The sequence below is a fragment of the Streptacidiphilus melanogenes genome, assembly GCF_000787835.1.
Lineage (GTDB): Bacteria > Actinomycetota > Actinomycetes > Streptomycetales > Streptomycetaceae > Streptacidiphilus > Streptacidiphilus melanogenes.
In genome coordinates this window covers 1-25,624 of the sequence record NZ_BBPP01000064.1, presented here as the reverse complement: position 1 = coordinate 25,624, position 25,624 = coordinate 1, and the positions used below count along the sequence as shown (strand labels likewise).

The 25,624-nt window shown below is 72.8% G+C and carries 23 protein-coding genes; 9 read left to right on the top strand and 14 right to left on the bottom strand.

Annotated elements, in window-relative coordinates; genetic code table 11:
* The first annotated feature begins 8 nt into the window (after positions 1-8).
* Positions 9-1,337, top strand: coding sequence for an MFS transporter (locus TR49_RS36645; protein WP_052434937.1), 1,329 nt, complete (start codon positions 9-11; stop codon positions 1,335-1,337).
* Here TR49_RS36645 and TR49_RS36640 read toward each other — a convergent pair.
* Entirely contained in the window at positions 1,289-2,368 is a 1,080-nt protein-coding gene (locus tag TR49_RS36640; RefSeq protein WP_042390125.1) for an ATP-dependent DNA ligase, read from the bottom strand. The two genes, TR49_RS36645 and TR49_RS36640, sit on opposite strands and share 49 nt — an antisense overlap.
* A gap of 75 nt (positions 2,369-2,443) precedes the next feature.
* Between TR49_RS36640 and ligD the strand changes: the two genes are divergently transcribed.
* On the top strand, positions 2,444-3,475 hold the full coding sequence (gene ligD, locus TR49_RS36635; RefSeq protein ID WP_042390123.1) for a non-homologous end-joining DNA ligase: 1,032 nt from the start codon (positions 2,444-2,446) through the stop codon (positions 3,473-3,475).
* Positions 3,476-3,826: 351 nt separating this feature from the next.
* Here the strand turns inward: ligD and TR49_RS36630 are convergent, their stop codons facing one another.
* Positions 3,827-4,201, bottom strand: coding sequence for a DUF488 domain-containing protein (locus TR49_RS36630; RefSeq protein WP_042390121.1), 375 nt, complete (start codon positions 4,199-4,201; stop codon positions 3,827-3,829).
* 135 nt (positions 4,202-4,336) lie between these two features.
* Between TR49_RS36630 and TR49_RS36625 the strand changes: the two genes are divergently transcribed.
* Positions 4,337-5,953, top strand: coding sequence for an MFS transporter (locus TR49_RS36625; protein WP_236653700.1), 1,617 nt, complete (start codon positions 4,337-4,339; stop codon positions 5,951-5,953).
* Between the two features lie 250 nt (positions 5,954-6,203).
* Here the strand turns inward: TR49_RS36625 and TR49_RS36620 are convergent, their stop codons facing one another.
* Complete coding sequence (locus TR49_RS36620) at positions 6,204-6,785, bottom strand: CGNR zinc finger domain-containing protein (protein ID WP_236653699.1); 582 nt, start codon at positions 6,783-6,785, stop codon at positions 6,204-6,206.
* Between the two features lie 93 nt (positions 6,786-6,878).
* Here TR49_RS36620 and TR49_RS36615 point away from each other — a divergent pair, with 93 nt between their 5' ends.
* Both TR49_RS36615 and TR49_RS36610 read left to right on the top strand, forming a co-directional pair.
* Positions 6,879-8,141: an MFS transporter gene (locus TR49_RS36615; RefSeq protein ID WP_063770260.1), complete on the top strand. Its 1,263-nt coding sequence runs from the start codon at positions 6,879-6,881 to the stop codon at positions 8,139-8,141.
* A gap of 6 nt (positions 8,142-8,147) precedes the next feature.
* Positions 8,148-8,657, top strand: coding sequence for a mycothiol transferase (locus TR49_RS36610; protein WP_042390117.1), 510 nt, complete (start codon positions 8,148-8,150; stop codon positions 8,655-8,657).
* Between the two features lie 268 nt (positions 8,658-8,925).
* On the opposite strand, the gene TR49_RS36605 is transcribed toward TR49_RS36610, so the two are convergent.
* The 3 genes from TR49_RS36605 to TR49_RS46535 all read right to left on the bottom strand — a co-directional run bounded on the left by TR49_RS36605 (position 8,926) and on the right by TR49_RS46535 (position 13,016).
* Complete coding sequence (locus tag TR49_RS36605; RefSeq protein WP_236653698.1) at positions 8,926-9,915, bottom strand: LacI family DNA-binding transcriptional regulator; 990 nt, start codon at positions 9,913-9,915, stop codon at positions 8,926-8,928.
* A 120-nt stretch (positions 9,916-10,035) separates the two neighbouring features.
* Positions 10,036-10,893, bottom strand: a complete 858-nt coding sequence (locus tag TR49_RS36600; protein ID WP_042390113.1) for an LLM class F420-dependent oxidoreductase — start codon at positions 10,891-10,893, stop codon at positions 10,036-10,038.
* A gap of 110 nt (positions 10,894-11,003) precedes the next feature.
* Positions 11,004-13,016, bottom strand: a complete 2,013-nt coding sequence (locus tag TR49_RS46535) for a glycoside hydrolase family 6 protein (RefSeq protein WP_042390111.1) — start codon at positions 13,014-13,016, stop codon at positions 11,004-11,006.
* A gap of 295 nt (positions 13,017-13,311) precedes the next feature.
* Between TR49_RS46535 and TR49_RS36590 the strand changes: the two genes are divergently transcribed.
* Positions 13,312-14,847 (top strand): cellulase family glycosylhydrolase, encoded by a 1,536-nt coding sequence (locus TR49_RS36590; RefSeq protein ID WP_236653697.1) that lies wholly within the window; start codon positions 13,312-13,314, stop codon positions 14,845-14,847.
* Between the two features lie 62 nt (positions 14,848-14,909).
* Here TR49_RS36590 and TR49_RS36585 read toward each other — a convergent pair whose 3' ends face one another.
* Positions 14,910-15,578, bottom strand: a complete 669-nt coding sequence (locus TR49_RS36585; protein ID WP_236653696.1) for an HAD-IA family hydrolase — start codon at positions 15,576-15,578, stop codon at positions 14,910-14,912.
* Positions 15,579-15,769: 191 nt separating this feature from the next.
* Positions 15,770-16,528, bottom strand: coding sequence for an ArsR/SmtB family transcription factor (locus TR49_RS36580; protein WP_042390107.1), 759 nt, complete (start codon positions 16,526-16,528; stop codon positions 15,770-15,772).
* Between the two features lie 93 nt (positions 16,529-16,621).
* On the opposite strand from TR49_RS36580, the gene TR49_RS36575 reads away from it, so the two are divergent.
* Positions 16,622-17,509, top strand: coding sequence for a trypsin-like serine peptidase (locus TR49_RS36575; RefSeq protein WP_236653695.1), 888 nt, complete (start codon positions 16,622-16,624; stop codon positions 17,507-17,509).
* 125 nt (positions 17,510-17,634) lie between these two features.
* On the opposite strand, the gene TR49_RS36570 is transcribed toward TR49_RS36575, so the two are convergent.
* Positions 17,635-17,892, bottom strand: coding sequence for a hypothetical protein (locus tag TR49_RS36570; RefSeq protein WP_042390102.1), 258 nt, complete (start codon positions 17,890-17,892; stop codon positions 17,635-17,637).
* Positions 17,893-18,149: 257 nt separating this feature from the next.
* Here TR49_RS36570 and TR49_RS36565 point away from each other — a divergent pair, with 257 nt between their 5' ends.
* Entirely contained in the window at positions 18,150-19,790 is a 1,641-nt protein-coding gene (locus TR49_RS36565; RefSeq protein ID WP_042390092.1) for an AMP-binding protein, read from the top strand.
* Here TR49_RS36565 and TR49_RS36560 read toward each other — a convergent pair.
* Positions 19,787-20,707 carry a LysR family transcriptional regulator gene (locus tag TR49_RS36560; protein WP_042390089.1) on the bottom strand — a complete coding sequence of 307 codons (921 nt, stop codon included), beginning with the start codon at positions 20,705-20,707 and terminating at the stop codon, positions 19,787-19,789. The two genes, TR49_RS36565 and TR49_RS36560, sit on opposite strands and share 4 nt — an antisense overlap.
* Before the next feature lie 84 nt (positions 20,708-20,791).
* On the opposite strand from TR49_RS36560, the gene TR49_RS36555 reads away from it, so the two are divergent.
* Positions 20,792-21,181, top strand: a complete 390-nt coding sequence (locus TR49_RS36555) for a RidA family protein (RefSeq protein ID WP_042390139.1) — start codon at positions 20,792-20,794, stop codon at positions 21,179-21,181.
* Positions 21,182-21,204: 23 nt separating this feature from the next.
* On the opposite strand, the gene TR49_RS36550 is transcribed toward TR49_RS36555, so the two are convergent.
* From TR49_RS36550 to TR49_RS36535, 4 genes are all read right to left on the bottom strand, one after another.
* Positions 21,205-22,146, bottom strand: coding sequence for a trypsin-like serine peptidase (locus TR49_RS36550; protein ID WP_042390086.1), 942 nt, complete (start codon positions 22,144-22,146; stop codon positions 21,205-21,207).
* A 212-nt stretch (positions 22,147-22,358) separates the two neighbouring features.
* A complete protein-coding gene (locus tag TR49_RS36545) occupies positions 22,359-23,324 on the bottom strand; it encodes a DMT family transporter (RefSeq protein ID WP_268874157.1) in 966 nt (321 codons plus the stop codon).
* Between the two features lie 200 nt (positions 23,325-23,524).
* Complete coding sequence (locus tag TR49_RS36540; RefSeq protein WP_084725789.1) at positions 23,525-24,682, bottom strand: ABC transporter ATP-binding protein; 1,158 nt, start codon at positions 24,680-24,682, stop codon at positions 23,525-23,527.
* Positions 24,683-24,780: 98 nt separating this feature from the next.
* On the bottom strand, positions 24,781-25,624 hold an 844-nt coding region (locus TR49_RS36535), incomplete at its 5' end, for an ABC transporter permease (RefSeq protein ID WP_042390084.1).

The window sequence follows — 25,624 nt, the reverse complement described above, 5'->3', positions numbered from 1 at the left end:
GATAACCCATGCACCGTCTGTTCGGTCCTTACCGATCTGTCTTCGCCATCCAGGGCAGCCGAGCTCTGTTCGCCGTCGCGCTTCTCGCCCGGGTCCCGGGCACCGCCAAGGGCATGCTGCTCACGCTGCACGTCGTCCTCGACCAGCAGCGCGGGTACGGCGCCGCCGGTGTCGTGGCCATGGCGCTGACACTCGGCTTCGCGATCGGCTCACCGATCGCCGGGCGGATGGTGGACCGTCACGGGCTACGCCCGGTGCTGGTGGTGACCGGTATCGCCGAGGCGCTCTACTGGGTGATCGCCCCGTCGCTCCCGTATCCGGCGCTGGTCGCGGCGACGTTCGCGGGCGGAGTGGTGTCGGTGCCGGTCTTCCCGGTGATCCGGCAGGCGGTCGCCGCGCACGTGCCCGGTGAGCTGCGCCGGCAGGCCTTCGCCCTGGACTCGATGATCGTCGAGCTCTCGTACATGGTCGGCCCCGCCGTCGCCGTCATCGCCGTCACCGGGCTGCACACCGCGACGCCCTCGATGTACGCGACCGCCGTGCTGACCCTCGCGAGCGTCCTCGGCCTGTGGCCGCTGGGCCGGATCCTGATGCCGCATCGCCGGGTCGACCCCGCGGCGCAGCAGGACGCCCGGGAGCGGCCCGCGCGGCTGCCGCGCGGCACGTGGCTGAACCCGACGCTGCTCCTGGTCCTGGCGATGTGCACGGCCGCGAACCTGACGCTGTCCGGCACCGAGGTCGCCGTCGTCGCGAGCCTGCGCGAGCACGGGCAGACGCAGTGGGCCGGGCTGACGATCATCGCCTGGTGCTGCGCCTCCCTGCTCGGCGGGTTCTGGCACGGCTCGACCCCGCGCCCGCGTCGACTGTCGCTGCTGATGCTGCTGCTGGGGCTCGGCACGATCCCGGTCGGGTTCATCGCCGGGCTGGGCTGGCAGTGGACCTGTCTCGCGCTGATCCCGGCCGGGTTCGTCTGCGCGCCGACCATCGCCTCCACCGCCGAGGCGATCAGCGCGGCCGTCCCCGCGTCCGCGCGCGGTCAGGCGATGGGTCTCCAGGCGGCGGCGCTGACGCTGGGCGGCTCCCTCGGCGCGCCGCTGGCCGGCTCGGTGATCGACCGCTTCTCGCCGTTCTGGGGCTTCGCCGTCTCGGGTGTGATCGGCACCCTGCTGGCGGCGCTCGCGCTCGGCCACGAGCGGTGGACGTCGGCGCGCACGCCCCTGACGGTGGCGGACGCTCCTGCAACCACCCCCGTGACCGACGCTCAGGCGCCCGCGGTGCAGGCCGCCGTTCAGGAGCCTTCGGCCGAGGAGCCGCTGAGGATGTCCGCCAAGTCGTAGCGGACCGGCTCGTCGAGCTGCTCGTACGTGCAGCTCGACGGCTCGCGGTCGGGCCGCCAGCGACGGAACTGCGTGGTGTGACGGAACCGGTCGCCCTGCATGTGGTCGTAGGCGACCTCGATGACCCGCTCGGGGCGGAGCGGCACCCAGGACAGGTCCTTGGTGCCCGTCCAGCGGCTGGTCGCGCCCGGCATCCGGGAGCCGGCCTGCGCCTCCTCGTCGGCCCAGTCGGCCCAGGGGTGGCCGGCGACAGGATCCATGCGCAGCGGGGCGAGTTCGGCGACCAGCTCCTCGCGCCGCTTCATCGGGAAGGACGCGCAGACGCCGACGTGCTGGAGGCGGCCGCCTGCGTCGTAGAGGCCGAGCAGCAGCGAGCCGACGACCGGTCCGCTCTTGTGCTCGCGGTAGCCGGCGACGACGCAGTCGGCGGTGCGCTCGTGCTTGATCTTGAACATCAGCCGCTGGTCCGGTGCGTAGGCGGCGTCCAGCGGCTTGGCGATGACGCCGTCCAGTCCCGCGCCCTCGAACTGGTCGAACCAGCGCCCGGCCTCTTCCGGGTCGAGCGTGGCGGGAGCGAGGTGGAGCGGCGGCACGACGGTCTCCAGGATCTCCTCCAGCGCGGCGCGGCGTTCGCGCTGCGACACCGGCATCAGGTCGAGCTCGTCGAGGGCGAGCAGGTCGAACGCGACGAAGGACGCCGGGGTCTGCTCGGCGAGCAGGCGCACCCGCGAGGCGGCCGGGTGGATCCGCTCCGTCAGCGCGTCGAAGTCGAGGTGGTCGCCGCGGATCAGGATGATCTCGCCGTCCACGACGCAGCGCTGCGGCAGCTGCGCCTCCAGCTGGGCGACCAGCTCCGGGAAGTAGCGCGTGAGCGGCTTGCCGGTGCGGCTGCCGATGACCGTCTCGTCGCCGTCGCGGTGGACCACCGCGCGGAAGCCGTCCCACTTGGCCTCGTAGAGCATCCCTGGCGGGATCCTGGTCACGGACTTCGCGAGCATCGGCTTGACGGGCGGCATCACGGGCAGGTCCATGCAGCCGATTCTGCGGCCCGCCCACGCCGTGCGCCCGACGGGCGCGCCGCCGGTGTCCGTCCTACGGTGAGGAACATGGGCGAGGCCATGGAGCTGCAGATCGGCGGGCGCGCGGTGCGCGTCAGCAACCCGGACAAGGTCTACTTCCCCGACGCCGGCTTCCGCAAGATCGACATCGCGCGGTACTTCGAGGCCGTCGCCCCGGGAGCGCTGCGGGCGCTGCGGGACCGGCCGACGACGCTCCAGCGCTTCGTCGACGGCATCGGCGGCGAGGCGTTCTACCAGAAGCGCGCCCCGCGTGACATGCCGGACTGGATCCCCACCGCCCGCATCGCCTTCCCCAGCGGGCGCTTCGCGGACGAGATGTGCCCGACGGAGGAGGCGGCGGTCCTGTGGGCGGTCAACCGGGGCTGTCTCACCTTCCACCCCTGGCCGGTCCGCCGCGAGGACACCGACCACCCGGACGAGCTCCGCATCGACCTCGACCCGCAGCCCGGCACCGACTTCTCCGACGCCGTGCGGGCCGCGCTGGAGCTGCGCGGCCTCCTGGAGGAGCTGGGCCTGCACGGCTGGCCGAAGACCTCCGGCGGCCGCGGCCTGCACATCTTCGTCCCGATCCAGCCCCGCTGGACCTTCACCGAGGTGCGACGGGCCGTCATCGCGATCGGCCGCGAGCTGGAGCGCCGCATGCCGGGCCGGGTGACCACGGCCTGGTGGAAGGAGCAGCGGGGCGAGCGCATCTTCGTCGACTACAACCAGATGGCGCGGGACCGCACCATCGCCTCGGCGTACTCCGTCAGACCGTTCCCCAACGCCCCCGTCTCCGCACCCCTGCACTGGGACGAGGTCGACCAGGTCCGGCCGGACCTCTTCGACATCACCACGATGCCCGCCCGCTACGCGGAGCTCGGCGACGTCCACGCGGAGATGGACGCGAAGCGCCACGACATCACGGCCGCCCTGGCCCTGGCGGACGCGCACGAGAACGACCACGGTCTCGGCGACATGCCCTACCCGCCGGAGTACCCGAAGATGCCGGGCGAGCCCAAGCGCGTCCAACCCAGCCGCGCCCGCCACGACCCGGAGCCCGAGCCCAAGGGCAAGTGATCGGGACGCGCCGGCCCGGGGCGGCAGCGGGCAGGCCTGGGCGTGCGTGTCCCGCCGACCACGCCGCTGCCGTGGGCGGCTACGCCACCTGGGCCCGGGCGACGCCGTGCGTGCGGCGGTGGCGGTACGCCAGGCGGGATCGGCGCGTCGTCTGGGCGCTGCCAGGACCTGAGTGTGCGTGCCTCCTGCGAGGCGGTACGCGCCGCCGATGACGGCCTGCCAGCCGGGCTGGGTGCGTCGACCCGTGGAGGTGGCGGGCCCTGTGCGCCCCCGGCGGCCACGGCGCTGCCGCCACCGGCTTCGCCGCCCTCGGCTCAGTCGCGAGCCGTCGGCAGGCGGCTCGACCGGGGCTCAGCGCAGGCGTTCCAGGAGGACCGTGACGTGGCTGTGCTCCGGGTGTTTGGAGGCCGTGAGCAAGGTGACCGGGCCGGCCGCGAGCTTGGCGCGGAGGGCGTCGAGGGCGGCAGACTGGTCGGGTTCCGCGAGTTCCGCGAGGTAGCGCGCGCGGAACTCGGCGAAGGCGACGTTGCCCTCGTCGGTCGCGTGGTACCAGCGGCGCAGCTCGGTCGAGGGCGTCAGCGCCTTGGGCCAGTCGTCCAGTTCGGCCTCCTCCTTGGACAGGCCGCGCGGCCAGAGGCGGTCGACCAGGACGCGCGCGCCGTCCTCCGGTTCCGGTGCGTCGTAGACGCGGCGGACACGCGGACTGCGGCGGGCTGCGGGGCTCATGCCCCAAGTCTCACCGAGGCGGCGCGTGTCAGTCCGCACGGCACGCCATGGAGCGGCGGACCGTCGGCTCCCAAGGGGTAGTCCTGCAGTGCTAGGGTCTGCGCGCCGAACGACATAACCAGGGGGAAATCCGGCATGAGTGCCAGTACCGGCATGACATCTGACGCGGGGTCGTCCGCAGGGGGGCGCAAGGGTCTCGTCCTCGCCGCGATGATCTGCGCCGTGGCGATGACCTTCATCGACCAGACCATCGTCTCGATCGCCGCACCCAAGATCCAGAGCGAGCTGAACCTGAGCGGGACCGGCGTGCAGTGGGCGGTCAACGCCTACCTGCTGGCCCTGGCCGCCTTCTTCGCGCTCGGCGGACGCCTGTCCGACACGCTCGGGCACACCCGGATGGTGGTGATCGGCGTCATCGTCTTCGCCGGAGCCTCCGGACTGTGCGGGCTGACGCCGCACGGCTCGGCCGCCCAGGCGTGGATCATCGTGTTCCGCGCGGTGCAGGGGCTCGGCGGTGCGCTGATGTACCCGGCCGCCCTGGCGATCGTGGTCAACACCTACGACCTGCGCTCGCGTGGTCGCGCGCTCGCCCTGTTCTTCGGCATCGCCGGAGGCCTGACCGCCGTAGGCCCGGTGCTGGGCGGCTACCTGACGGAGTGGACCTGGCGCGGCATCTTCTGGGTCAACATCCCGGTGGCCCTCGTCGCGTTGCTGCTGATCGCGGTCTCGCGTCCGAAGACGCAGTTCCGCCCGGCGCCGATCGACTGGCTCGGCGTGGTGCTGATCGCCGTCGGCGTCGCGCTCAGCGTCTTCGGCTTCCAGCAGTCGCACGTGTGGGGCTGGCACAACCCGTTCATCGGGCTCTCGATCGCCGCGGGCGCGGTGCTGCTGGTCGTCTTCTTCCGCTACGAGCGCGGGCGGTCCGCCCCGCTGATCGACGTGGGGATCTTCGGCGACCGCGCCTTCCTGGTGCAGTGCGTGATCCTGGCCATCGCGATGGCGGTCTTCCTGCCGATGTTCTTCTTCGCGAGTGAGTACGCGGCCGTCTCGCTCGGGCAGAACACCCAGAAGTCCGGCATCACCCTGCTCTACTTCTTCATCGGCTTCGTCGTGACCGCGCAGATCGGCGGTCGGATGCTGGACAAGTTCGGCGCCAAGCGCCCGGTCGTCATCGGCTCGGTGGTCGCGGCGGTGGGCTTCTACCTCTGGGCGAGCAAGGTCACCTCGCTCGACCTCAACCAGCTCACCTGGGCGATCATCGTCTCCGGCGCGGGCATGGGCATGATGGTCGGCCCGTCCAACACGGACGCCGTCAACCGGGCGTCCAGCGTCTCCTACGGCGAGGCCACCGGCATCACCCAGACCGTTCGCAACTACGCGTCCAGCCTGAGCTTCGCCGTGCTGGGCACGGTGATGATCTCGGTCTTCCAGTCCCGGATCGCCGACTCCCTGGTCAACGACCAGCACATGTCCCGCGCGGCGGCGAACGCCGCGGCGGAGGCCTCGACCCACGGCGCGTTCAGCGGCGGCGGGTCCGGCGGCTCGGGCAGCGGGGGTTCCGCGGCGGCCATCCCGCACTTCGTCCGCTACGACTTCGCCCAGGGCGTCCAGTACGTCCTGTACATCATGGCCGGACTGATGGCCCTCAGCGCGGTCGTCGCCCTGCTGGGCCTGCGCGGCGGCGTGCAGACCGCGCCGGCGCCCGACCCCGAGGCGGAGGGCGCCGAGGTCTCGGGCAGCACGGCGGCCTGAGCGCCCGTCACCCTTCAGTACGCCGAGGGCACCGCGTCGACCACGACGCGGTGCCCTCGGAGTGTCCGAGGAGTGCGGTGCACGGCGGCCGGCTGCGAGAGCGCAGGTCCAGGATGGCCGACGCTCCCGAGGCCACGGCCGCGCCCGACCGGATCGGCGGCTTCGGCGGCTTCGGCGGGCGAAGGCTGCCGGAGGACAGGCCTGCCGTCCACGCCTGCTGCCCGTCGGCACCGCATGACAGCGGCCCGGATCACCGCTCGGGCGGCCCGGCCTCGCTCCCGCGGCGGGCGCGGAAGGCCGCGGCTTTGACGCGGTTCTGGCAGGCCGTCGAGCAGAACTGCCGGCCCGCGTTGCGGGAGGTGTCCACGTAGACGCGGTCGCAGCGCGGGGCCGCGCAGACGCCGAGGCGGCCGGCGTAGTCGCCGCCGATGGCCATGGCCAGGCCGGTGGCGCAGCCGGCGCTCCAGCCGACGGCGTACGAGTCGTCGGCGCCGTGGAAGTGGACCTGCCACGGCTCGCCGGGAACGCGGTCGAGCTGCGGGCGTGCGCCGCTCTCGCGCAGCAGCGTGTTCAGTGCAAGCGCCGCCTCGTCGAGGCGGTCCTCGGCGACGGCCTCGAAGACGACGCGCAGTGTGCGCGCGGTGGCGGCCAGGTGGTCCGCGGCCTCGCGGCCGAGATCGGCGTCGGCGTTCAGGACGGCACGTACCGCGCCGACGCGTTCGGCTCCCTCGGGGGCGAGGTAGCCGCGTCCGCGCGCCTGTCCGTCGGTCAGTGCGTTGACCAGCGCGGCCGAGGCGTCGAGCAGCGTGCGCATGTGACTGTCGAAGAGCACTTGACCGGTTACCTTTCGCCCGCCTACGGTGATCCCACCGAGTCCATCACTGACGATAGTCGATTCACCAGTGACACGAAGGGGCGGCTGACCGTGCGGCGATCCGACGAACCGCTCCCCCGCACCGTCCGCCTGCTGCTGCTCGCCCGGGTCGTCAACCGCCTCGGCGCCTTCTCCCTGCCCTTCCTGACCGCGATGATCTGCGCCGACCACGGCGCGAGCCTCCCCACCGCGGGGTTGGTCACCGCCGCCTTCGGCCTGGCGACCATCCCGTCCCGGCTGGCCGGGGGACGCCTCGCCGACCGCCTCGGACGGCGGCTCACCATCGTGCTCGGGCTCTGCGGCTGCGCCCTGGCCCAGCTGGCCATCGCCGCCTCGGCGTCACTCGCCTGGGCGGTGGCGGGCGCGGTCGTGCTCGGGCTCGCCTTCGAGCTCTACGAGCCGCCGAGCCAGGCGATCATCGGTGAGTCCATGCCGCCGCGGCAGCGGGTGCGCGCGTTCAGCCTGTTCAGCGCCGCGCTCGCGGCCGGTGGCATGGGCGCGGGGCTGCTCGCCGCGCTGCTCGGCCGCTGGGACCTGCGCTGGCTGTTCGTCGTCGACGCCGCCACCTGCCTCGCCTGCGCGCTGCTGATCCGGCTGGCGCTCCCCCACGACCGGCCCGCCGCGGTCCCACGCAGGCGCGGGAGCGCGACCGCCACCGAGGCGACGCCCGTCCGGCCGCTGCGGGACCTGGCACTGGCGAGCATCCTGGCCACGGGCACCGCCTATGCCCTGATCAACCAGCAGACGGTGATGTCCCTGCCGCTCGCGCTCGCCCGACAGGGACGGCCTGCCGCCGACGCCGGGCTGCTGTTCACCGCCGCCGCGGCCACGACCGTGCTCGCGCAGCCACTGGTCCGGCTGCGCCGGGTGGCTCGGCTCCGGACGCCCGTCGCGCTGTCCCTCGCTCATCTGCTGCTCGCCGCCGGGCTCGTCGGCTACGCGCTGCTGCACTCGCTGCCGGCCCTGCTCTGCGCGTCGGCGGTCTGGAGCCTCGGCGACCTGCTGGTCATGGGCCGCGCCTACGCGCTGGTCGCCGACCTCGCGCCGCCGGGCGGCAGCGGCCGCTACCTCGCCGTCTTCGGCACCAGCTGGGGCGTGGCCGCGACGCTCGCGCCGCTGCTCGGCACCCAGCTGCTCGCCCGTGCCGGGGCGACGGCGCTGTGGACGGCGACGGCCGCGCTGTGCGTGCTGCTCGCCGCCTTGCACCTGCGGGTGACCCCCGACTCGCCGCATCCGCCGGTGCGTCCCGGGCCGGAGCCGCACCCTGCGGCTAGGGTCGTGCTACGCACACGGAGCGCGCGCGACGAGGAGTGAGCCGTCATGACCATCGCCACCGAGTTGCTCACGGACACCTTCGGCCGGATCAGGGAGGTCGTCCAGGAGACGGTCGCCGATCTGACGCCCGACCAGCTGGCGTTCCGTCCGGAGCCGGGCGGCAACTCGATCGGCTGGCTCGTCTGGCACCTCACCCGCATCGAGGACGACCACATCAGCGACCTGGCCGAGCAGCCGCAGGCGTGGACCGAGCTCGGCTGGCACGAGCGCTTCGACCTGCCCTTCGGTCCGGGCGCCACCGGCTACGGGCACAGCTCGCGGCAGGTCGCGTCGCTCAGCGGCATCGACGCGGAGCGGCTGCTCGGCTACCACGACGACGTGCACGACCGGACCGTCACCTTCCTCGCCGGGCCCGGCATCCACCACCTCGACCGGATCGTCGACTCCAACTGGGTCCCGCCCGTCACCGCGGCGGTGCGGCTGGTCAGCGTCGTCTCCGACGCCCTGCAGCACGCCGGTCAGGCCGCGTACGTGCGCGGCCTGCTCCCGCGCTAGCAGCCGGTTCCCGACGTCCTTCGGGAGGGTTGACCTGACGTCACCTCCGCAGGCGGGACGCCGTCCGCGCCACCGCGACGTCCGGCATGACCCGGGCCTGGCGCGCACTCCACGTCCCCCCGACGCACGGCCGGCCGAACGGGAGGAGACAGAGCCGGTGCAGACGGCCGCAGCCGGCTGACCGGCCCGCCGGCGCCGTCCGCTTTGCATCCGACCGCACCGTGCGGCGCCCCTCAGCCGGAGCCTGGGGGTCCCGGGGCGCTTCGGCTCAGGCCGACTGTCGCACCACGAGCCGAGTGGCCATCACCACGCGTCCCGACAAGGGGCCGCCGCCGACCAGCTCGGACACGACCCGTGCGCCCATCTCCTCCACCGGCTGCCGCACCGTCGTGAGGCGGGGAGTCGTGCGGCGGGCCAGGGCGTCGTCATCGAAGCCGATCACCGCGACGTCGTCGGGCACGCGGACGCCCAGGCGCGCCAGCGCGCGCAGCGCGCCCGCCGCCATGGGGTCGGAGGCGGCGAAGACGGCGTCCAGCCCGGGGGCCCGGTCCAGCAGGCGCAGCGCCGCGGCCTCTCCGGAGGCCACCGTGAAGTCGCCGTGGACCACCATCTCCCGGGCCGCGCCCGTGAGGCGCACCGCGCGACGGTAGCCGGTGAGGCGGTCGACGCCGACGGACATGTCCGCGGGGCCCGCGATGGTGGCGATACGGCGGCGCCCGCGTGCCTGCAGGTAGCGGACCGCGTCGGCGGCTCCGCCGACGTTGTCGGCGTCGACGAACGGGATCTCCGCGCCGCCGGGCGGCCGCCCCATCGAGACGACGGGGACGTCGGCCGCGCGCAGCAGTCGCGGCAGCGTGTCGTCCCCGCGCAGGCCGACCAGCACCACGCCGTCGACATGGCCCCCTCCCAGGAACCGCAGCAGGGAGGGCCGGGAGGTGTGGCGCAGGGCGGTCAGCACGAGCAACTCCCGCTGCTGCGGCACGAGTGCGCGCTCGATCGCGACGAGCAGGCGCGTGTAGAAGAGGTCGGACTGGCAGTGCAGCATGTCCTCGCAGACCACGACCGCCACCGCGCCGGTGTCACGGGCCCCTGCGCGCCGGGCCCGGTGCCGGACGTAGCCGAGGTCCGCCACGGCCTGCTCGACGGCCCGGCGCGCCGCCTGGCTGACCCGGGCGGACCGACTGAGCGCGCGGGACGCGGTCGCGGTGGACACCCCGGCCCGCAGGGCGACCTCGGCGAGCGTCGGCTTCGCGGTCACGGATGCGACTCCTTGAGTTCTCGACATGGCCCGCACAACTGGGAGCGCTCCCAGTATGGAGCCAGGAACACAAAGCGCCGTCAAGAGTCCCTGCTGCTTTCGATTCTTGAAGTGATGCCCTCACCGCCCCGTCGTGGTGGTGGCGAGCTCCGCGAGCGCCTCGGCGAGCGGTTCCAGGACGGCGGGCGTGTACGGCGGGGTCAGGTAGACGATCGCCAACTGCGCGCCCTCGGCTGCGAAGGCGGCCGACGTCGCGGCGGTCGCGGGGGCGTCGCCCGCGTGCCGGATCTGGCAGGAGAGGCGGATGTCGGACGGGTCGCGGCCGAGGTCCGCACAGTGGGCGTGCAGGATGTCGCGGGCACGGCGGAAGCCGTCGAGGGGGCCGATGTCGTAGTTCCAGTGCTGGGCGTAGCGGGCCGCGGTACGCAGGGTCCGCTTCTCGCCGTTGCCGCCGACGCAGAGCGGCGGGTGGGGACGCTGGAGTGGTTTCGGGTCGCAGCGGGCGTCGGTGAGCCGGTAGTGCGCACCGTGGAAGGTCGTGGCGGGCCGGGGCGAGAGCAGGGACGTCAGCACCTGGCAGGCCTCCTCGAAGCGGTCGCTTCGCTCCTTGGGCGTGCCCAGCTCGATCCCGTAGGCGCGGGACTCCTCCGCGTTCCATCCCGCGCCGACGCCGAGTTCGAGGCGGCCTCCGGAAAGGACGTCCACGGTGGCGGCCATCTTCGCCAGCACGGCCGGGTGCCGGTAGTGGATCCCCGTGACGAGCGTGCCGAGCCGCAGGCGTCGGGTGGCCTGGGCCAGTGCGGCGAGGCTCGTCCAGGCCTCCAGGCGCGGGGTCGCGGGGTCGGCGGCGTGCGTGGCGTGGAAGTGGTCGGAGGTCCAGCCCGACTCGAACAGCTCGATCCCGTCGGCGGCCTGCCAGACGGCGAGCAGCTCGGGCCAGGTGGTGTCCTGCGGTGACGTCTCGAAGGCGAAGCGCATGAGAGCGGCCTACCCGTGATCCTTCGCCCCGTCACCGCAGGAACGAGGCGGACGGAAGGCGGGACCCGCCACCGGTGGGGCGGGTCCCGTCGTGCCGCGCTGTCTCCGCGTCAGGAGGCCGTGCAGGTGAGCGTCGGAACGGCGTTGGTACCGCTGTACGTCGCACCGAACCCGAAGCTGGTGTTGCCTCCGGCCGCGAGCGCACCGTTGTAGGACATGTTGGCGGCGGTCACACTCGCCCCGCTCTGGGTGTAGCCCGCGTTCCACATGTTCGAGACCGTCTGGTTGCCGCCGAACGACCAGGTGACCTTCCAGCCCGTGGTCGCCGCCGTTCCGTTGTTGGTGACGGTGACGTTGGCGTTGAAGCCGCTGCCCCAGTCGCTGCTGACGGTGTAGCTCGCGGTGCAGCCGCTCCCGCCTCCGGTACCACCGCCCGTGCCGCCGCCCGAGGCCGACGTCGTGCCGGTCACGGCTGCCGAAGCCGCCGAGACGTTGCCCGCCGCGTCCTGCGCGGTGACGGTGTAGGTGTAGCCGGTGGACGCCGTCAGGCCGGTGTCGGTGTAGCTGGTGCCGCTGGTCACCGTGGCGACCTTGGCGCCGCCCCGGTACACGCTGTACGCCGTGACGCCGACGTTGTCGGTCGAGGCCGTCCAGGACAGCGAGACGCTGCTGCTGGTGGTGCCGGTGACGGTCAGTCCGGTCGGCGTGCTGGGCGGGGTGGTGTCGCCGCCGCCGGAGGAGGCGCCCAGGCTCGGGAAGGCGTTCGTCACCAGCTGCTGGAACTGGGCGGCGAACCACTGGCCGGCTGGGACGTCGTAGCCCGGGATGGCGTCGGTCGGGTAGGTGCCGCCGTTGCCGTCGGTCTGGGTGCCGTTCGGGTCGCAGTGCGGGTCGCCATGGGCGTGCGTGGCCGTCGGGTAGTCGCCGTCGGACTCGCCCGGCGGCTTGACCCAGACGAAGGCGATGATCGGGTCGCTGCTCCCGTACGGCTGCGCCTGCGGCCGGGCGCCGATGCCCGCGCCGTTGACGTTGCACCAGTCACCGCGGAACGGCCGCTGGTCGACCTTGTTCGCGGCCACGTACGCGTCGACGGTGGTGGGCGCCCCGTTGAGCGCGGTGGGCCGGGCCGAGCCGCCCCAGCCGTTGCGCGAGGTGTCGACGATCATGCCGACGCTGCTCGGGAAGCCCTGGGCGACCAGCGCGGCGTGCATGTCCTCGTCGTAGTGGTGCTCGTCCAACTCGGGGTTGTACTGGTAGAACTTGGCCGAGTCGATTGGCTGGCCGCCCACCTGGAGCGTGGAGTTGGGCAGGAACGGCTCGTCCAGCGGTGTGGTGTTGGCGGTGTCGCTGATGAAGCCGTCGACACTGGCCACACCCGCGGTGGTGGCCTTGGCGACCTTGGCGAACTCCTGCGCCGCCGGGGTCATGTTACTGGACCAGCCGAGCCAGCCGGAGTGGCCGATGTCCAGGTAGTCGTAGACGTTCGGGATCGCGTGCAGCTTGTTGAGCGCGTACTCGACGCCGGTCTCGTAGTAGGGCGTGGCCGTCGCGCAGGCGCTCTTGCTCTGGTTGGTGACGGCGTTGGGCAGCGAGTCCGGCTCGATGATCGCGGCGATCCGGATGCCGGCGTACTTGCTGTTGCCCAGGATCGAGGCGATCGGGTCGATGTACTGCGACTCGTACTCGGTGAGACCGGCGGCAGTCGCCGGGATCTCGCCGTTGGAGGCGAGCGCGGCGCAGTCGCGTCCGGGGAGGTCGTAGACGACCACCTCGAAGAGGTTGTCCCCGTCGGCCACGGCGTTGTCGAGCTGGGCCTGCAGACCCAGGTGGGTGCTGTCACCGGCGATCGCGCCGATGTGGTCCATCCAGATCGCGGTCTGGTAGCCGGCGACCTTGGCCTCGGCCGTGCCGAGCGTGCCGCCGTCGGCCTTGGCCTGGGTGGTGACCTCGCCGACGTAGTCGGGGTTGAGGTACGGGGTGGCTCCGACGAACGGGTTGGCCAGATGGGTCACGGCGGCGTGGGCGGACGGGGCGGTGGCGAGCGGGACGACCAGCCAGGCCATGCCCAACGTCGCGGCCACGGCCGCGATCCGGCGGCGTCTGCGCAGGGGTGGATGCGCCACGGTGGATACCTTTCTGTCCCTGGGAGCGATCCCAGATCCGAAGGGGGATTCCCTCGCAGGACGCCCGCACGGAGAGCAGGGGCGCACCTGAAGGGCTCGGGCAGCACATGGGAGCGCTCCCAATCGTTGGCAGCTCCTGACGCGGCGTCAAGTGCCTTGTCGGTGTTCGGGTAAATTCCACGGCGACTACGCCTGGGGGCTGTCGGCCCGCTGTCGGCTCCGCTACGGTGTCGGCCGGGCAGCACAGGGAGCACTCCTCCTCCGGAACCACCCACCGTCAAGGAGCGTGCCTTCCATGCGTCTTCGCGCCATGCGCCCGCATACTCAGCTGGCGGCCGTCGCCGCCGCACTCGGCGGCTTCACCGCCGCCGTCGTCCCGCTCACCGCGACCGCCGCGACGCCGACACCGGCCGCCGGCGCCTCGGCGGCCTGCAGCGTCTCCTACGCCGTCAGCAACGACTGGGGCACCGGCTTCACCGCCGCGATCACCATCACGGACACCGGCACCGCAGCGCTCGCCTCCTGGAGCCTCGGCTACGGTTACAGCGGCAACCAGACGCTCCAGTCCGGCTGGAACGGCACCTGGAGCCAGGCGGGCAGCGCCGTGACGGTCACCGCGCCCAGCTGGGCCACCACCATCACACCCGGAGCCTCGTACACGACGGACGCCAACTTCGGCTACTCGGGCGTGAACACCGCCCCGACGTCCTTCACCGTCAACGGCGTCGCGTGCGGCGGCAGCGCCTCGCCGAGCTCCAGCCCGAGCACGTCGCCGAGCACGTCCGGGAGCCCGACGTCGAGCCCGACGGGATCCCCGGGCGCCGCGCCCGCGCTGCACGTGTCCGGCAACCACCTCGTCGACGCGAGCGGACGGACCGTCACCCTGCGCGGTGTCGACCGGTCCGGCTCCGAGTTCGCCTGCGTCCAGAACACCGGCATCTTCGACGGACCCGTCGACCAGACGTCGGTCTCGGCGATGACCTCGTGGCACATCAACGCCGTCCGGGTGCCGCTCAACGAGGACTGCTGGCTCGGCACCAACGGCGTCAACCCCGCCTACTCAGGGACCGACTACATCGCGGCCATCAAGACCTACGTCGCCCTGCTGGAGCGGAACGGCCTGAACGTCATCCTCGACCTGCACTGGACCGACGGCGCCTACACCGGCAACTCCTCCGGCTGCTCCGGTGCGACGGCGGTGTGCCAGAAGCCCATGCCGGACGCGGCGGGCGCGGTGCCGTTCTGGACCTCGGTCGCCTCGACCTTCAAGGGCGACAACGCCGTCGTCTTCGACCTGTTCAACGAGCCCTACCCGGACCGGGCGACCGGCAGTGAGACCGGCGGCTGGACCTGCTGGCGGGACGGCGGCACCTGCCCGGGCATCGGCTACACCGTCGCGGGCATGCAGTCCCTCGACAACGCCGTGCGCGGCACCGGCGCGACCAACGTGGTCATGCTGGGCGGTCTCGCCTACTCCAACGACCTCACCCAGTGGCTGGCGTACGAGCCCTCCGACCCGACCGGCAACATCGCGGCGTCCTGGCACTCGTACAACTTCAACGCCTGCAGCTCCAGCTCCTGCTGGAACGCGCAGATCGCGCCCGTGGCGGCCAAGGTGCCGCTGGTCACCGGCGAGCTGGGCGAGAACGACTGCGCCCACGGCTACCTGGACTCGCTGCTGCCCTGGCTCGACGGCATCGGCGCCTCCTACCTGGCCTGGACCTGGAACACCTGGGACTGCTCCAGCGGTCCGGCCCTGATCAGCGCCTACGACGGGACGCCGACCGGCTTCGGCGCGGGCTACAAGGCGCACCTGGCCGCGCTCAGCTGATCCGACGTCGGGCTCCGTGCGGGCGCGCCCGCGCCCGGTGCGGCGCGACGCGGGCCGTGCCGTCAGCCGATCAGCAGTGCCAGCGAGCCGTCGCGTTCGACCAGGGGGCGGACCTGGGAGAGGTCGGCGATCATGACGTCCGCCTCCAGGTCGACCGGGTCATGGCTGGTCGCGAGGGCGAGGGTGCGCATCCCGGCGGCACGGCCCGCGGCGAGGCCGGCGGGCGCGTCCTCGACCACCAGACAGCGGGCCGGCTCCACGCCCAGGCGGTCCGCCGCGGTCAGGAAGGCCTCCGGGTCGGGGTGACCGCGGTGGACGTCCTCGGCGCCGACCAGCATCGGCACGGTCAGGCCCAGCGTGGAGAAGCGGCGCAGGGCGAGCGTCCTGGTCGCGGCGGTGACCACCGCCCAGCGGTCTCTGGGCAACGCCGAGAGCAGTTCCTCCGCGCCCGGGAGCAGTCTGCTGTTCGGAGCGTCCGCCAACTCCAGCTGCTGGACCCGTTCGGCGGCGGCCGCCACCTGCGGCTCCGGCAGGAGTTCGCCGATCACCTCGTGGACGCGGCGGCCGAGGTAGCCCACCTCCTCGAGCCGCTCCTGAGCCAGACCGGCTTCCTGAGCCCAGCGGGCCCAGGAACGACGGACCGAGCCCACCGAGTCGATCAGGGTGCCGTCATTGTCGAAGAGGACGGCGTCGACGGTGAGCACGGCAGGTGCGGACGAGTGTGCGGTCACGGAAGGGGATCGTCCCTCCTATCCGGGGAGCGGCCCGTTCCTCGGCAGGGCCCTGTACCTCTCCAGCCTCCCCGGCCGCGGCCGTTCCTCCAAGAGGCGAAGGTCCCGCAAGGGTCGAAAGTCCCTCGAGCCGCACGGACCGCGTGGGCCACGAGGACCACAGCGACCGTGGGGCGGACGGGGGACGCCCGTCAGCCGTGACCGTACATCAGTGAGCCAGGGGTGGTCAGTACCTCGCCCGTCTCGAGCCAGGTCTTCAGGCCCGACAGTATCATCGGCCAGCCGCCGTACAGCTGGTCGTTGGCACCCTCGCGGAGCTGGTCGTGGGTGACGGTGAGCCGACAGGAATCGCCGACCGGCTCGATCTCCCAGGTGACCCGGGACGTGCCCTCGGCCTTCACCTCGTCGCTCCACAACGCCGTCATGCTCTGGACCAGGCGGCGGGGCGGATCGACCTCCAGGGTGACGCCCTCGCCGAGCGGCGTAGGGGCGCCGGGGGCGGACATCGTGAACGGGGCGCCCGGCTCGAGCTTCCCGATCATGCCGGCTCCGAAGTTGTACTTGGCACGGATCGCGGGATCCGTGATCGCCTCCCAGAGCCGCTCCGGGGTGGTGCGGACATAGATCTCGAAGACCTTCTCCATGGTGGACTCCAGATCGCGCTTGAGGCCGCTGAGCGCAGCCGCCCAGGGCTCGGCGTACTTGCTGACCCACCGGTCGTGGACCAACCGGATCGGGACGGGGTTCAGAAAGTGCAGCTTCTCCCGGCCCTGGCGTCGGGTGACGACCAGGCCGGCCTCTTCCAACTGCTTGAGGTGCTTCATCACAGCGAAGCGACTCGTCTCGAACCGCGCTTCCAGCGCACTCAGCGTCTGGCCGTCCCGTTCGTACAGCGCGTCGAGAAGGGCACGCCGGGTGGGGTCGGCCAGGGCTTTGAAGACCTCGTCCACATCAGCAAAATAGGTGACCTTCTGGTCACATGTCAAGCCATCGCTTAAATTCCCACGGGTGCACCTTGTGACCAGCGGCAACGGCAGGGCAGCATGTGCCCAACCTCCCCTTCGCACTGCGAGGTCCCGCTGATCCCCGCCCCGCACTCCGCAGAGGACGCCGATCTCGACGGCGCTCCTCCCGCCGCCCCCGTCGACGGGGGCGAGCCTCCGACCCCGCGCCGACGTCCCACGGTCGCGGCCGTGGCCTGGCTGGTGGCCCTGGCCCTCGCCGGCGCCACCGGCGCCGCCTCCCCCTCCGGGGCGCTCGGCACCTCGCGCATCGCCTCCGCGGACCGGATCAGCGACCGTGTGGGAGCCGTCTTCACCGGCGGGATCGACGGCACCCACTACTGCACGGCCAGCGTGATCGACAGCCCCAAGGGCAACATGATCGTCACGGCCGCGCACTGCCTCAGCGGCGACGACGGCGACAAGGTCTTCGTCCCCGGCTACCGGGACGGCTCGGCCCCGCACGGCGTCTGGCCGATCACCCGCACCTTCGAGGACCCGTCCTGGACGGACGGCGGCGACGCCGACGTCGACGTCGCGTTCGCCCTGGTCGCCCCCGTGAACGGCCGCACCGTCCAGCAGACGCTGGGCGCCAACCGCCTCGCCGTCGACGAGGGTTTCGACCACGTCGTCACCATGACGGGCTATCCGGGCTCGACGGATCTGCCGATCACCTGCTCGGACCTGGTCGACCGCTTCAGCACGACGCAGATGAGGATCGACTGCACCGGCTACAGCGACGGCACCAGCGGCAGTCCGTGGCTGATCCCGGGCCAGGGCGGCCCGACCCACGACGAGGGCACGGTCATCGGGGTGATCGGCGGCTTCGAGACCGGCGGGTACACGGACGACATCTCGTACAGTTCGTACTTCGGCGACCGCGTCGGCGATCTCTACCGTGAGGCCGTGGCCCAGGACGCGAAGGGCTGAAAGCACCGAGCGTCTTCGGGAATGCCGCCGCCGGAGCGCACTCGAAGGGGTGAACTCCGGGAGACTTCCTGAGCCCCGCGAACTCCGCGAAGCCGCGAACTCGGCAGACTCCGCGAACTCCCGGTTCAGGAATTGCCGCTGCCCGGATACCAGGCGAGAGCGTGGGCCTCGGCGAGGGTGTCGCGGACCTGGTTGCGGTACCGGACGGCCTGCTGGGGATCGGTTTCCGCCAGAGCCGCCGCCGCGAGCGCCGCGGCCGAGGTGGACCAGGCCAGCAGCCTTACCGCGTCCTGCGCGGACGCGTCGAGCAGGCGTTCGTCGGGAAGTTCAGCCGCGTGTCTGGCCAGGAGTGTGGAGAGCACCCGCAGATGGGTGCGCGTCACTGCCGGAGGCGGCAGTGGTTCGTTTGCGTGACGTCCCACGTCGACGGCTCCAAAAAGAGGGCGAGGGTTCGTGGACTCATCATGGCGCAAATGCCTCTGGCATGTACGCGCATTCCTTCAACGAATACGCACACATTCCGCATTTCTTGATCACGAACCGCGCCGTCCGCTTCCGGTCCGTGGACCCGTCGACACCAACCCACCACTCCCCTAGGCTCCGAGCCATCAAACCCGTCGTGAACAGGGAGCCCTCACCCATGTCCGTCGAGCTCGATCCGGGTCTCTCCCACCGCCGAGGCGCGTCCGCGCCGCCGTTGCCGGACGCCACCGTGAGCGCCGACCTCGCCCGCACCGCCCGTGCGTTCCCCGACAACGACGCACTGGTGGAACGCGCGACCGGGCGCCGCTGGAGCTACGCCGCGTTCGACGCCGCCGTGGACGAGCTGGCCCGGGGGCTGCTCGCCGCCGGGGTCGAGGTCGGCGACCGGGTCGGGATCTGGTCGCCGAACTGCGCGGAGTGGGTGCTGACCCAGTACGCCGCCGCGCGCGCCGGGGCGATCCTGGTCAACCTCAACCCGGCCTACCGCAGGCACGAGATCGCCTACGCGCTCCAGCAGTCCGGCACCCGGCTGCTCGTCTCCGCCACCCGCGTGAAGACCAGCGACTACGTCGCGCTGGTGCAGGCCGTCCGTGACGAGTGCCCGGACCTTCAGCGGGTGGTGTTCATCGGCACGCCCGACTGGGACACCCTGGTCGAGGGCGGCGCCGACGTCCCGCTGTCCGCGCTGCGCGAGCGCGAGGCGGGCCTGTCCCCGGACGACGCGGCCAACATCCAGTACACCTCGGGAACGACGGGCCGCCCCAAGGGCGCGACGCTCTCGCACCGCAACATCCTCGGCAACGGCTTCCAGGTGGCCGAGGTGCAGGGCTGGACGGAGCGGGACCGGGTCTGCGTGCCGGTGCCCTTCTACCACTGCTTCGGCATGGTGATGGCCAACCTGGGCGCCACCTCACACGGTTCGTGCATCGTCGTGCCCGGCGCGCTGTTCGACCCGGTCGACGCGCTGGACGCCGTCGAGGCGGAGCGTTGCACGGTGCTGTACGGCGTGCCGACGATGTTCATCGCCGAACTCGGCCAGTTGGAGGCCCACCCGGGCCGCTGGGACCTGTCCACGCTGCGCACCGGCGTGATGGCCGGTTCGCCGTGCCCGGTGGAGGTGATGAAGCGGGTGATGGCCGAGATGGGCATGGCGGAGGTGACCATCGCCTACGGCATGACCGAGACCTCCCCCGTCTCCACGCAGACCCGCCCCGACGACTCGCTGGAGCACCGGGTGGCGACGGTGGGCCGGGTCCACCCCCACGTCGAGGTCAAGGTCGTCCACCCGGAGTCCGGCGCGACGGTCCCGGTCGGCACGCCGGGCGAACTGTGCACCCGCGGCTACTCGGTGATGATCGGTTACTGGAACGAGCCGGAGCGCACCGCCGAGGCCGTCGACGCGGACGGCTGGATGCACACCGGGGACCTGGCCGAGATGGCCGCGGACGGCTACGTCTCGATCGTCGGCCGGATCAAGGACATGGTGATCCGCGGCGGCGAGAACGTCTACCCGCGCGAGGTCGAGGAGTTCCTCTACACCCACCCGGACATCGAGGACGTCCAGGTGATCGGCGTGCCCGACGAGCGCTACGGCGAGGAGCTCATGGCCTGGGTCAAACTCCGCCCGGGCGCGCCGGAGCTGACGGTGGAGCAGCTCCGCGCGTTCTGCTCGGGCAAGCTCGCCCACTACAAGGTCCCGCGCTACGTGCACCTGGTGGACGCCTTCCCGATGACCGTCACCGGCAAGATCCGCAAGGTGGAGATGCGCGAGGAGTCCCGTCGGCTGCTCGGGCTCTAGCCTTGGCCCGGCCGGTCGCCCGGCAGCCAGTCGTCGAGGGACGACAGGAGGTTGGCGACCAGCGGGTTGCGGTCGGCGCGGCGCCAGGCGACGGCCACGCGGGTGCGCGCGTCGCCCGGCGTGATCGGGCGGTGGACGACGCCGTCCAGGCGGATGCGGCGGATGCTTGCCGGGGCGAGGGTGACGCCCAGCCCCGCCTGGACGAGGGCGCACAGCGTCTGCCACTCGACGGCGCGTTGGACGACCCGCGGGGTGAATCCGGCCTGCTCGCAGAGCCCGACGATCCGGTCGTGGAGCTGCGGTCCGACGGAGCGGGGCAGCAGCACGAACGGCGCGTCGGCCAGCCGCGCGAGCGGAACCGTGCGCTGGGCCGCAAGCGGATGCCCGCTCGAAAGCACCGCCACGAAGGGCTCGCGCAGCACCACGCGAAAGCCGAACTCCGGCTCGTCGTCCGGGGGTTCACGCAGCAGGCCGATATCGATGCCGCCCTCGCGCAGCGCGGTCAGCTGCGGGGAGCTGGTCATCTCGCGGATGTCGAGCCGCACGTGAGGGAAGCGCTCCCGGTACGCGCGCAGCAGCCCCGGCAGGACGGTCAGGGCGAGCGAGGCGGCGAAGCCGATCCGGAGCCGTCCGGCCTCACCGCTGCCCGCGTCGCGGGCGGCGGCCAGGCCCTCGGCGAGTTCGGCGAGGGCCCGCTGCGCGGCGGGCAGCAGCTCGCGCCCGGCGGGGGTGAGCGTGACGCGTCCCGGATCGCGGTGGAACAGCGGATGGCCGACCTTCTCCTCCAGGCGGCGGATCTGCTGGCTGAGCGGCGGCTGGGCGATCCCCAGCCGGGCCGCCGCGCGGCCGAAGTGGAGTTCCTCGGCGAGCACGACGAACGCGTGCAGCTGCGGGAGCGGAAGTTCGGGACGCTGCATACGCCTAGGGATATCAGGTCCTGCCCCCATGCGTATTGGACGTATCACCGCAGCTCGCCTAGCGTTCGGCTCATGACAGGGAGCATCAGGGAGCGACGTTCGATCCTCAGCGGCTCGACCTTCGAGGAGCAGATCGGCTACGCCCGCGCGGTCGTCGACGGCGACTGGGTGCACGTCTCCGGCACGACCGGCTACGACTACGCCGCCATGACCATCTCCGACGACGTCGTGGAGCAGGCCGAGCAGTGCCTGCGCAACATCGGCGCGGCGCTGGCGGAGGCCGGCTGCACCTTCGCCGACGTGGTGCGGGTGCGCTACCTCCTGCCCGACCGGGCCGACTTCGAGCCCTGCTGGCCGGTCCTGTGCCGCTGCTTCGGCGAGGTGCGGCCGGCCGCGACGATGATGGTGTGCGGCCTGGCCGACGAGCGGATGAGGATCGAGATCGAGGTGTACGCGCGCCGCCCCGGGGGCTGAGGCCCGCCCTTTCCCGCTCGGGATCAACCGCCTTCCGCGACGGCCCGGTTGTAGAGGGCGAGCACGTCGTCGTCGAAGTACGGGCTGTAGGAGATGTCCGGGGTGTCCCCGCCCTGCTGGTAGCCGCCGATGACGCCGATGACCGTGCCGGTGCGGGTCGCGCGGTCGAAGCCGGTGAGCCACGGGCTGCCGCTGGTGCCTCCGGGGAAGGACGGGCAGGAGATCTTCATCTGGTAGGCGCTCTGCTGCGTCGTGGTGTTGAAGCAGGCGATCGGCTCGCCCGCGTTCGCGGGGTAGCCGGTCAGCGCGACGGTGCGTCCGAAGCCGACGTTGACGCCCAGCTTGTTGCCGCCGAGCACGGAGGCGATGGTCCTCCCGTCGACGGTGCCCAGCACGAGGAAGGCCACGTCCAGGTCGGGGTCGGTGGAGTCGATCCAGCGCTGGTCGACCACGATGCTGCGGATCGGCCACTCGCCCTGCGGCTCGGTGCCGTCGCGGTAGCCGGGCACGAAGACGATGTCGGTGTTGTAGCTCCCGCCCTTGCCGCCGTGGACACAGTGCGCGGCCGTCACCACCATGCTCTGGCCCGCACTCTGCACGACGCTGCCGGTGCAGAAGTGGTCGCCGGTGCCGCTGTGCGCGAAGATCGCGCCGACGCGCGCGGTGATCTGGTTGGCGGGCGCGGTGGCCGTCTTCCCGCCGTGGGCGGAGACGGCCCGGGTGAGCCGTTCCTGCTTCCATGCGGAGGGTGAGGGGAGGGCGCGGACGACCGCCTCACCGGAGGTGCCGGGCGTACCGCCGCCGACGCCGGTTCCACTGGGCGACGCGGCCACGGCCGCCGCCCCGGAGCTGCCGGGGCCCCCGGACACCGGGCTTCCGGACGCAGGGGTGCTGGACGCGGCGGTGCTCCCGCTCCCGCAGGCCGCCATCAGGGCGGCGGCCAACGCCACCGCGGCCCCGGTCATGAGCCGTGCCCGGGGCGCGGCCGGTCGCGTCGGCGACACCGGCCGGGCCCACACTCGGTCCCGCAGTCGTTCCCGCACACCCATGTGCCGCGCCCCTCCGTGGGATCCGCATCACCGCTCGGTTCGTCTGCGGTCCATCCTGGGACGCGATGCGGACCGGTGCGTGGCGGCGCGCCGGTCCACGCGGGTTCTCCCGAGCCGCGCGGGAGGCGTCAGCGCCCCGCGTGGGACGCCCGTGCCGGGACGACCAGGAACGCGAGGGCGACGGCCAGCACCGCAAGGCCGCACCAGGAGACCAGCGGCAGCCGCTCGCCCACCACCACGACGCCCAGCACGGCTGCGACCGCCGGTTCGGCCAGCGTCAGGGTCGTGGCCACCTGCGCGCTGGTCCGCCGCAGGCCGTAGCCGAAGAACCGGTAGGCGAGAAAGGTGGTGATCACCGCGAGATGCAGCACCACCGCCGCGCCGCGCGGCGTGGCCAACCAGAAGAAGCCGGTGCCCAGCAGGACGGGCAGCACCAGCAGCGCCGCGCCGCCGAACATCGTGCCGAGCACCGCCCCCGAGTCGTGGCCGTGTGAGATCAGCCTGCCGCCGACGAGGGTGTAGACCGCGTACGACAGGCCGGAGACGGCGGCGAGTGCGACGCCGAGCAGATCCACCGGCGCGGCTCCGGCGGTGAGGTCGGGTCCGAGGACCAGGAAGGTGCAGCCGAGGACGGCCGCGGCTGTGGCGAGGCCCCAGCGCCCGGTCGGCCGTGCCTGCCCGGTCAGCCAGGCCAGCAGCCCGGTGAAGACCGGTGCGCTGCCGAGGGCGACCACCGTCGACACGGCGACGCCGGAGCGCGCCACGGCCGGGTAGAAGCTGAGCGGGTAGCCGACCACGGCGACCGCGCCCAGCGCCAGCAGCCGGCGCTCGGCCCGGCTGCACCGACGCGGCAGGGTCCGCGCGCCGCGGCTGGACAGCAGGAGCAGCAGCCCGCCGAGCACCAGCCCCGCCGCCCCGACCGCGACGGGCGACGCCCCGGCCGGCGCGAAGGAGGCCGCCGTCCCGGTCGTGCCCCAGAGCACGGACGTCAGCAGAATCGGCGCGGGCCCGCGCAGCAGGTCGGGACGGTCCGCCGGGGCAACGGGGATCGCAGAGGAAGAGGAAGAAGAAGAGATCGTCGTGCGGTTCGGCACAGTCGTGAACTTCCGTTGTCGAGAACCGTTCAGGGAATCGGGTTCGCAACGGGCGCACGCCACGGCACCCGGGCCTTCGCCGGGGTGGGCTTCGAGATCAGACCGTCAGCAGATGCGCCCGTTCAGGCGCAGAGCGGGGGCAGAACGGCGTGCCAGTAGAGGTTCACGCCCCCGACCCTACCCGAGCAGAGCCGCGAGCCCTAGGCCGGGTAGGCGCGGGTCTGGGAGGCCTTGACGGCGGCCCAGACCTCGCTGCCCTCGTGAAGGGCGAGGTCGGCGACCGCAGCCGGGGTGAGGTCGGCGGTGAGGCGGAGCGGGCCGGAGAGGTCGAGGCGGACCTGGTCGCCGTGTCGTTCCATGCCGATCACGGTGACCGGCCACTGGTTGCGCGCACTGGTGTCCGGGCGTGCCCGGTGGACGGTGACCGCCGCAGGCGGGAAGGCGGCGAAGACGGGGCCCTCGGCGGCGTCCGCGACGGCGAGGGACGGGCCCGCGTCAAGGGCGACGTCATGGCCGGTCGCGGTGCCGCGGAAGAGGTTCAGGCCGACCAGGCGGGCGATGTAGTCGCTGCGCGGGTGGCGGGCGATGTCCGCGGGCGCGCCCTCCTGGACGGCGCGGCCGTCCTCCAGGACAACCAGACGGTCCGCCAGGACCATGGCGTCGAGCGGGTCGTGGGTGACCAGGACGGCGACCGCCTCGAACGCGGCCAGGTGGCGGCGCAACGTCGTGCGGACCTCCAGGCGGGTGCGGGCGTCGAGCGCGGCCATGGGCTCGTCGAGCAGCAGCAGGCGCGGGCGGGGCGCGAGCGCGCGGGCCAGGGCGACGCGCTGCGCCTGACCGCCCGAGAGGGCCCGGGGACGCGAGCGGGCGAGGTCGGCGATGCCGACGCGCTCGAGCCACTCGTACGCGTGGGCCCGGGCCTCGGCCTTGGCCTGTCCGTGCGCGCGCAGGCCGAAGGCGACGTTGTCGAGCGCGGACATGTGCGGGAAGAGGAGATAGTCCTGGAACACGACGCCGACGGGCCGACGCTCGGTCGGCACGCACACGCGGGCGCCCGGGTCCTCCAGGAGCGTGCCGTCCAGGCAGAGGTGACCGTCCGTCAGTCGGGTGAGACCCGCGAGGGCTCGCAGCGCGGTGGTCTTGCCCGCGCCGTTGGGGCCGAGCAGCGCGACGACCTCCCCGGAGGCGGCCGTGAGCCGGAGATCGAGCGAGAAGGAGCCGCGGTCGACGACCAACCGCGCGTCCAGCGCCGACGCGCCGGTCCCTGACCCGGCGCCGGACCGCGCAGGCGGCCCCTCCGGAACGGGCCCGCCGACCGGCAGGGCCTCCCCCCACGCGACCGGCCCGGCTTCGCGCATCGGGTCGGTGACCGGCGCAGCAGCGGTGCCCGGGTCGGCCGCGCTGCCCGGGTCGGCCGCGGCGCCCGACGCGGGCTCGGGCGGCGGCGGTTGGGTGGTCATGCCTGGGCTCCTGTCGTCCAGCGGCCGCGCAGCGCCAGCAGGACCGCGAGGGAGACGGCGAGGAGCACCAGGCTGAGGGCGACGGCGGCGTCGGGGCTGTCCTGCAGTTCGAGGTAGACGGCCAGCGGCAGCGTCTGCGTGGTGCCGGGGAAGTTGCCGGCGAAGGTGATCGTCGCGCCGAACTCGCCCAGCGCGCGGGCCCAGGCCAGGACCGCGCCCGCGCCGACCCCGGGAGCGATCAACGGCAGGGTGACCCGGCGGAACACCTCGAACCGCGAGGCGCCGAGCGTCAACGCGGCCTCCTCGTAACGGGTGTCGGCGCTGCGCAGCGCACCCTCGACGCTGAGGACGAGGAACGGCATCGCGACGAACGCCTCGGCGACGACGACCCCGGCCGTGGTGAACGGGAGGGTGATGCCGAAGGCGCTGTCGAGCCAGCGCCCGATGATGCCGTTGCGGCCGAGCACCAGCAGCAGCGCCACGCCGCCGACGACGGGCGGCATCACCAGCGGCAGGGTCACCAGTGTGCGGGCGAGCCGCCGTCCGGGGAAGTCGGTGCGGGCCAGCAGCCAGGCGAGCGGGACGCCGAGGACGAGCGAGACGGCGGTCGCGGCCGTCGCCGTGGTGAGCGAGAGGCGCAGCGCCGGCCAGACGACGTCGCCGCTCAGCAGCTCCGGCATGGAACGCCAGGGCGCACGGACGAGCAGGCCGACGAAGGGCAGCACCAGGAAGGCGAGGCCGATGACGGCGGGCACGAACAGCGCCCACGGCCGCCCGCTCCCGCCCGCGCGGCTCTCTGCCGTGCGGGCGCCGGTCGGGCGGCCCGCGCCGCGCCCCCCG

Bases quoted from the DNA above. Each gene is read 5' to 3' on its own strand.
- TR49_RS36645 (WP_052434937.1), top strand. From the start codon at position 9: ATGCACCGTCTGTTCGGTCCTTACCGATCTGTCTTCGCCATCCAGGGC.
- TR49_RS36640 (WP_042390125.1), bottom strand. From the start codon at position 2,368: ATGGACCTGCCCGTGATGCCGCCCGTCAAGCCGATGCTCGCGAAGTCC.
- ligD (WP_042390123.1), top strand. From the start codon at position 2,444: ATGGGCGAGGCCATGGAGCTGCAGATCGGCGGGCGCGCGGTGCGCGTC.
- TR49_RS36630 (WP_042390121.1), bottom strand. From the start codon at position 4,201: ATGAGCCCCGCAGCCCGCCGCAGTCCGCGTGTCCGCCGCGTCTACGAC.
- TR49_RS36625 (WP_236653700.1), top strand. From the start codon at position 4,337: ATGAGTGCCAGTACCGGCATGACATCTGACGCGGGGTCGTCCGCAGGG.
- TR49_RS36610 (WP_042390117.1), top strand. From the start codon at position 8,148: ATGACCATCGCCACCGAGTTGCTCACGGACACCTTCGGCCGGATCAGG.
- TR49_RS36600 (WP_042390113.1), bottom strand. From the start codon at position 10,893: ATGCGCTTCGCCTTCGAGACGTCACCGCAGGACACCACCTGGCCCGAG.
- TR49_RS36590 (WP_236653697.1), top strand. From the start codon at position 13,312: ATGCGTCTTCGCGCCATGCGCCCGCATACTCAGCTGGCGGCCGTCGCC.
- TR49_RS36575 (WP_236653695.1), top strand. From the start codon at position 16,622: ATGTGCCCAACCTCCCCTTCGCACTGCGAGGTCCCGCTGATCCCCGCC.
- TR49_RS36565 (WP_042390092.1), top strand. From the start codon at position 18,150: ATGTCCGTCGAGCTCGATCCGGGTCTCTCCCACCGCCGAGGCGCGTCC.
- TR49_RS36560 (WP_042390089.1), bottom strand. From the start codon at position 20,707: ATGCAGCGTCCCGAACTTCCGCTCCCGCAGCTGCACGCGTTCGTCGTG.
- TR49_RS36550 (WP_042390086.1), bottom strand. From the start codon at position 22,146: ATGACCGGGGCCGCGGTGGCGTTGGCCGCCGCCCTGATGGCGGCCTGC.
- TR49_RS36540 (WP_084725789.1), bottom strand. From the start codon at position 24,682: ATGCGCGAAGCCGGGCCGGTCGCGTGGGGGGAGGCCCTGCCGGTCGGC.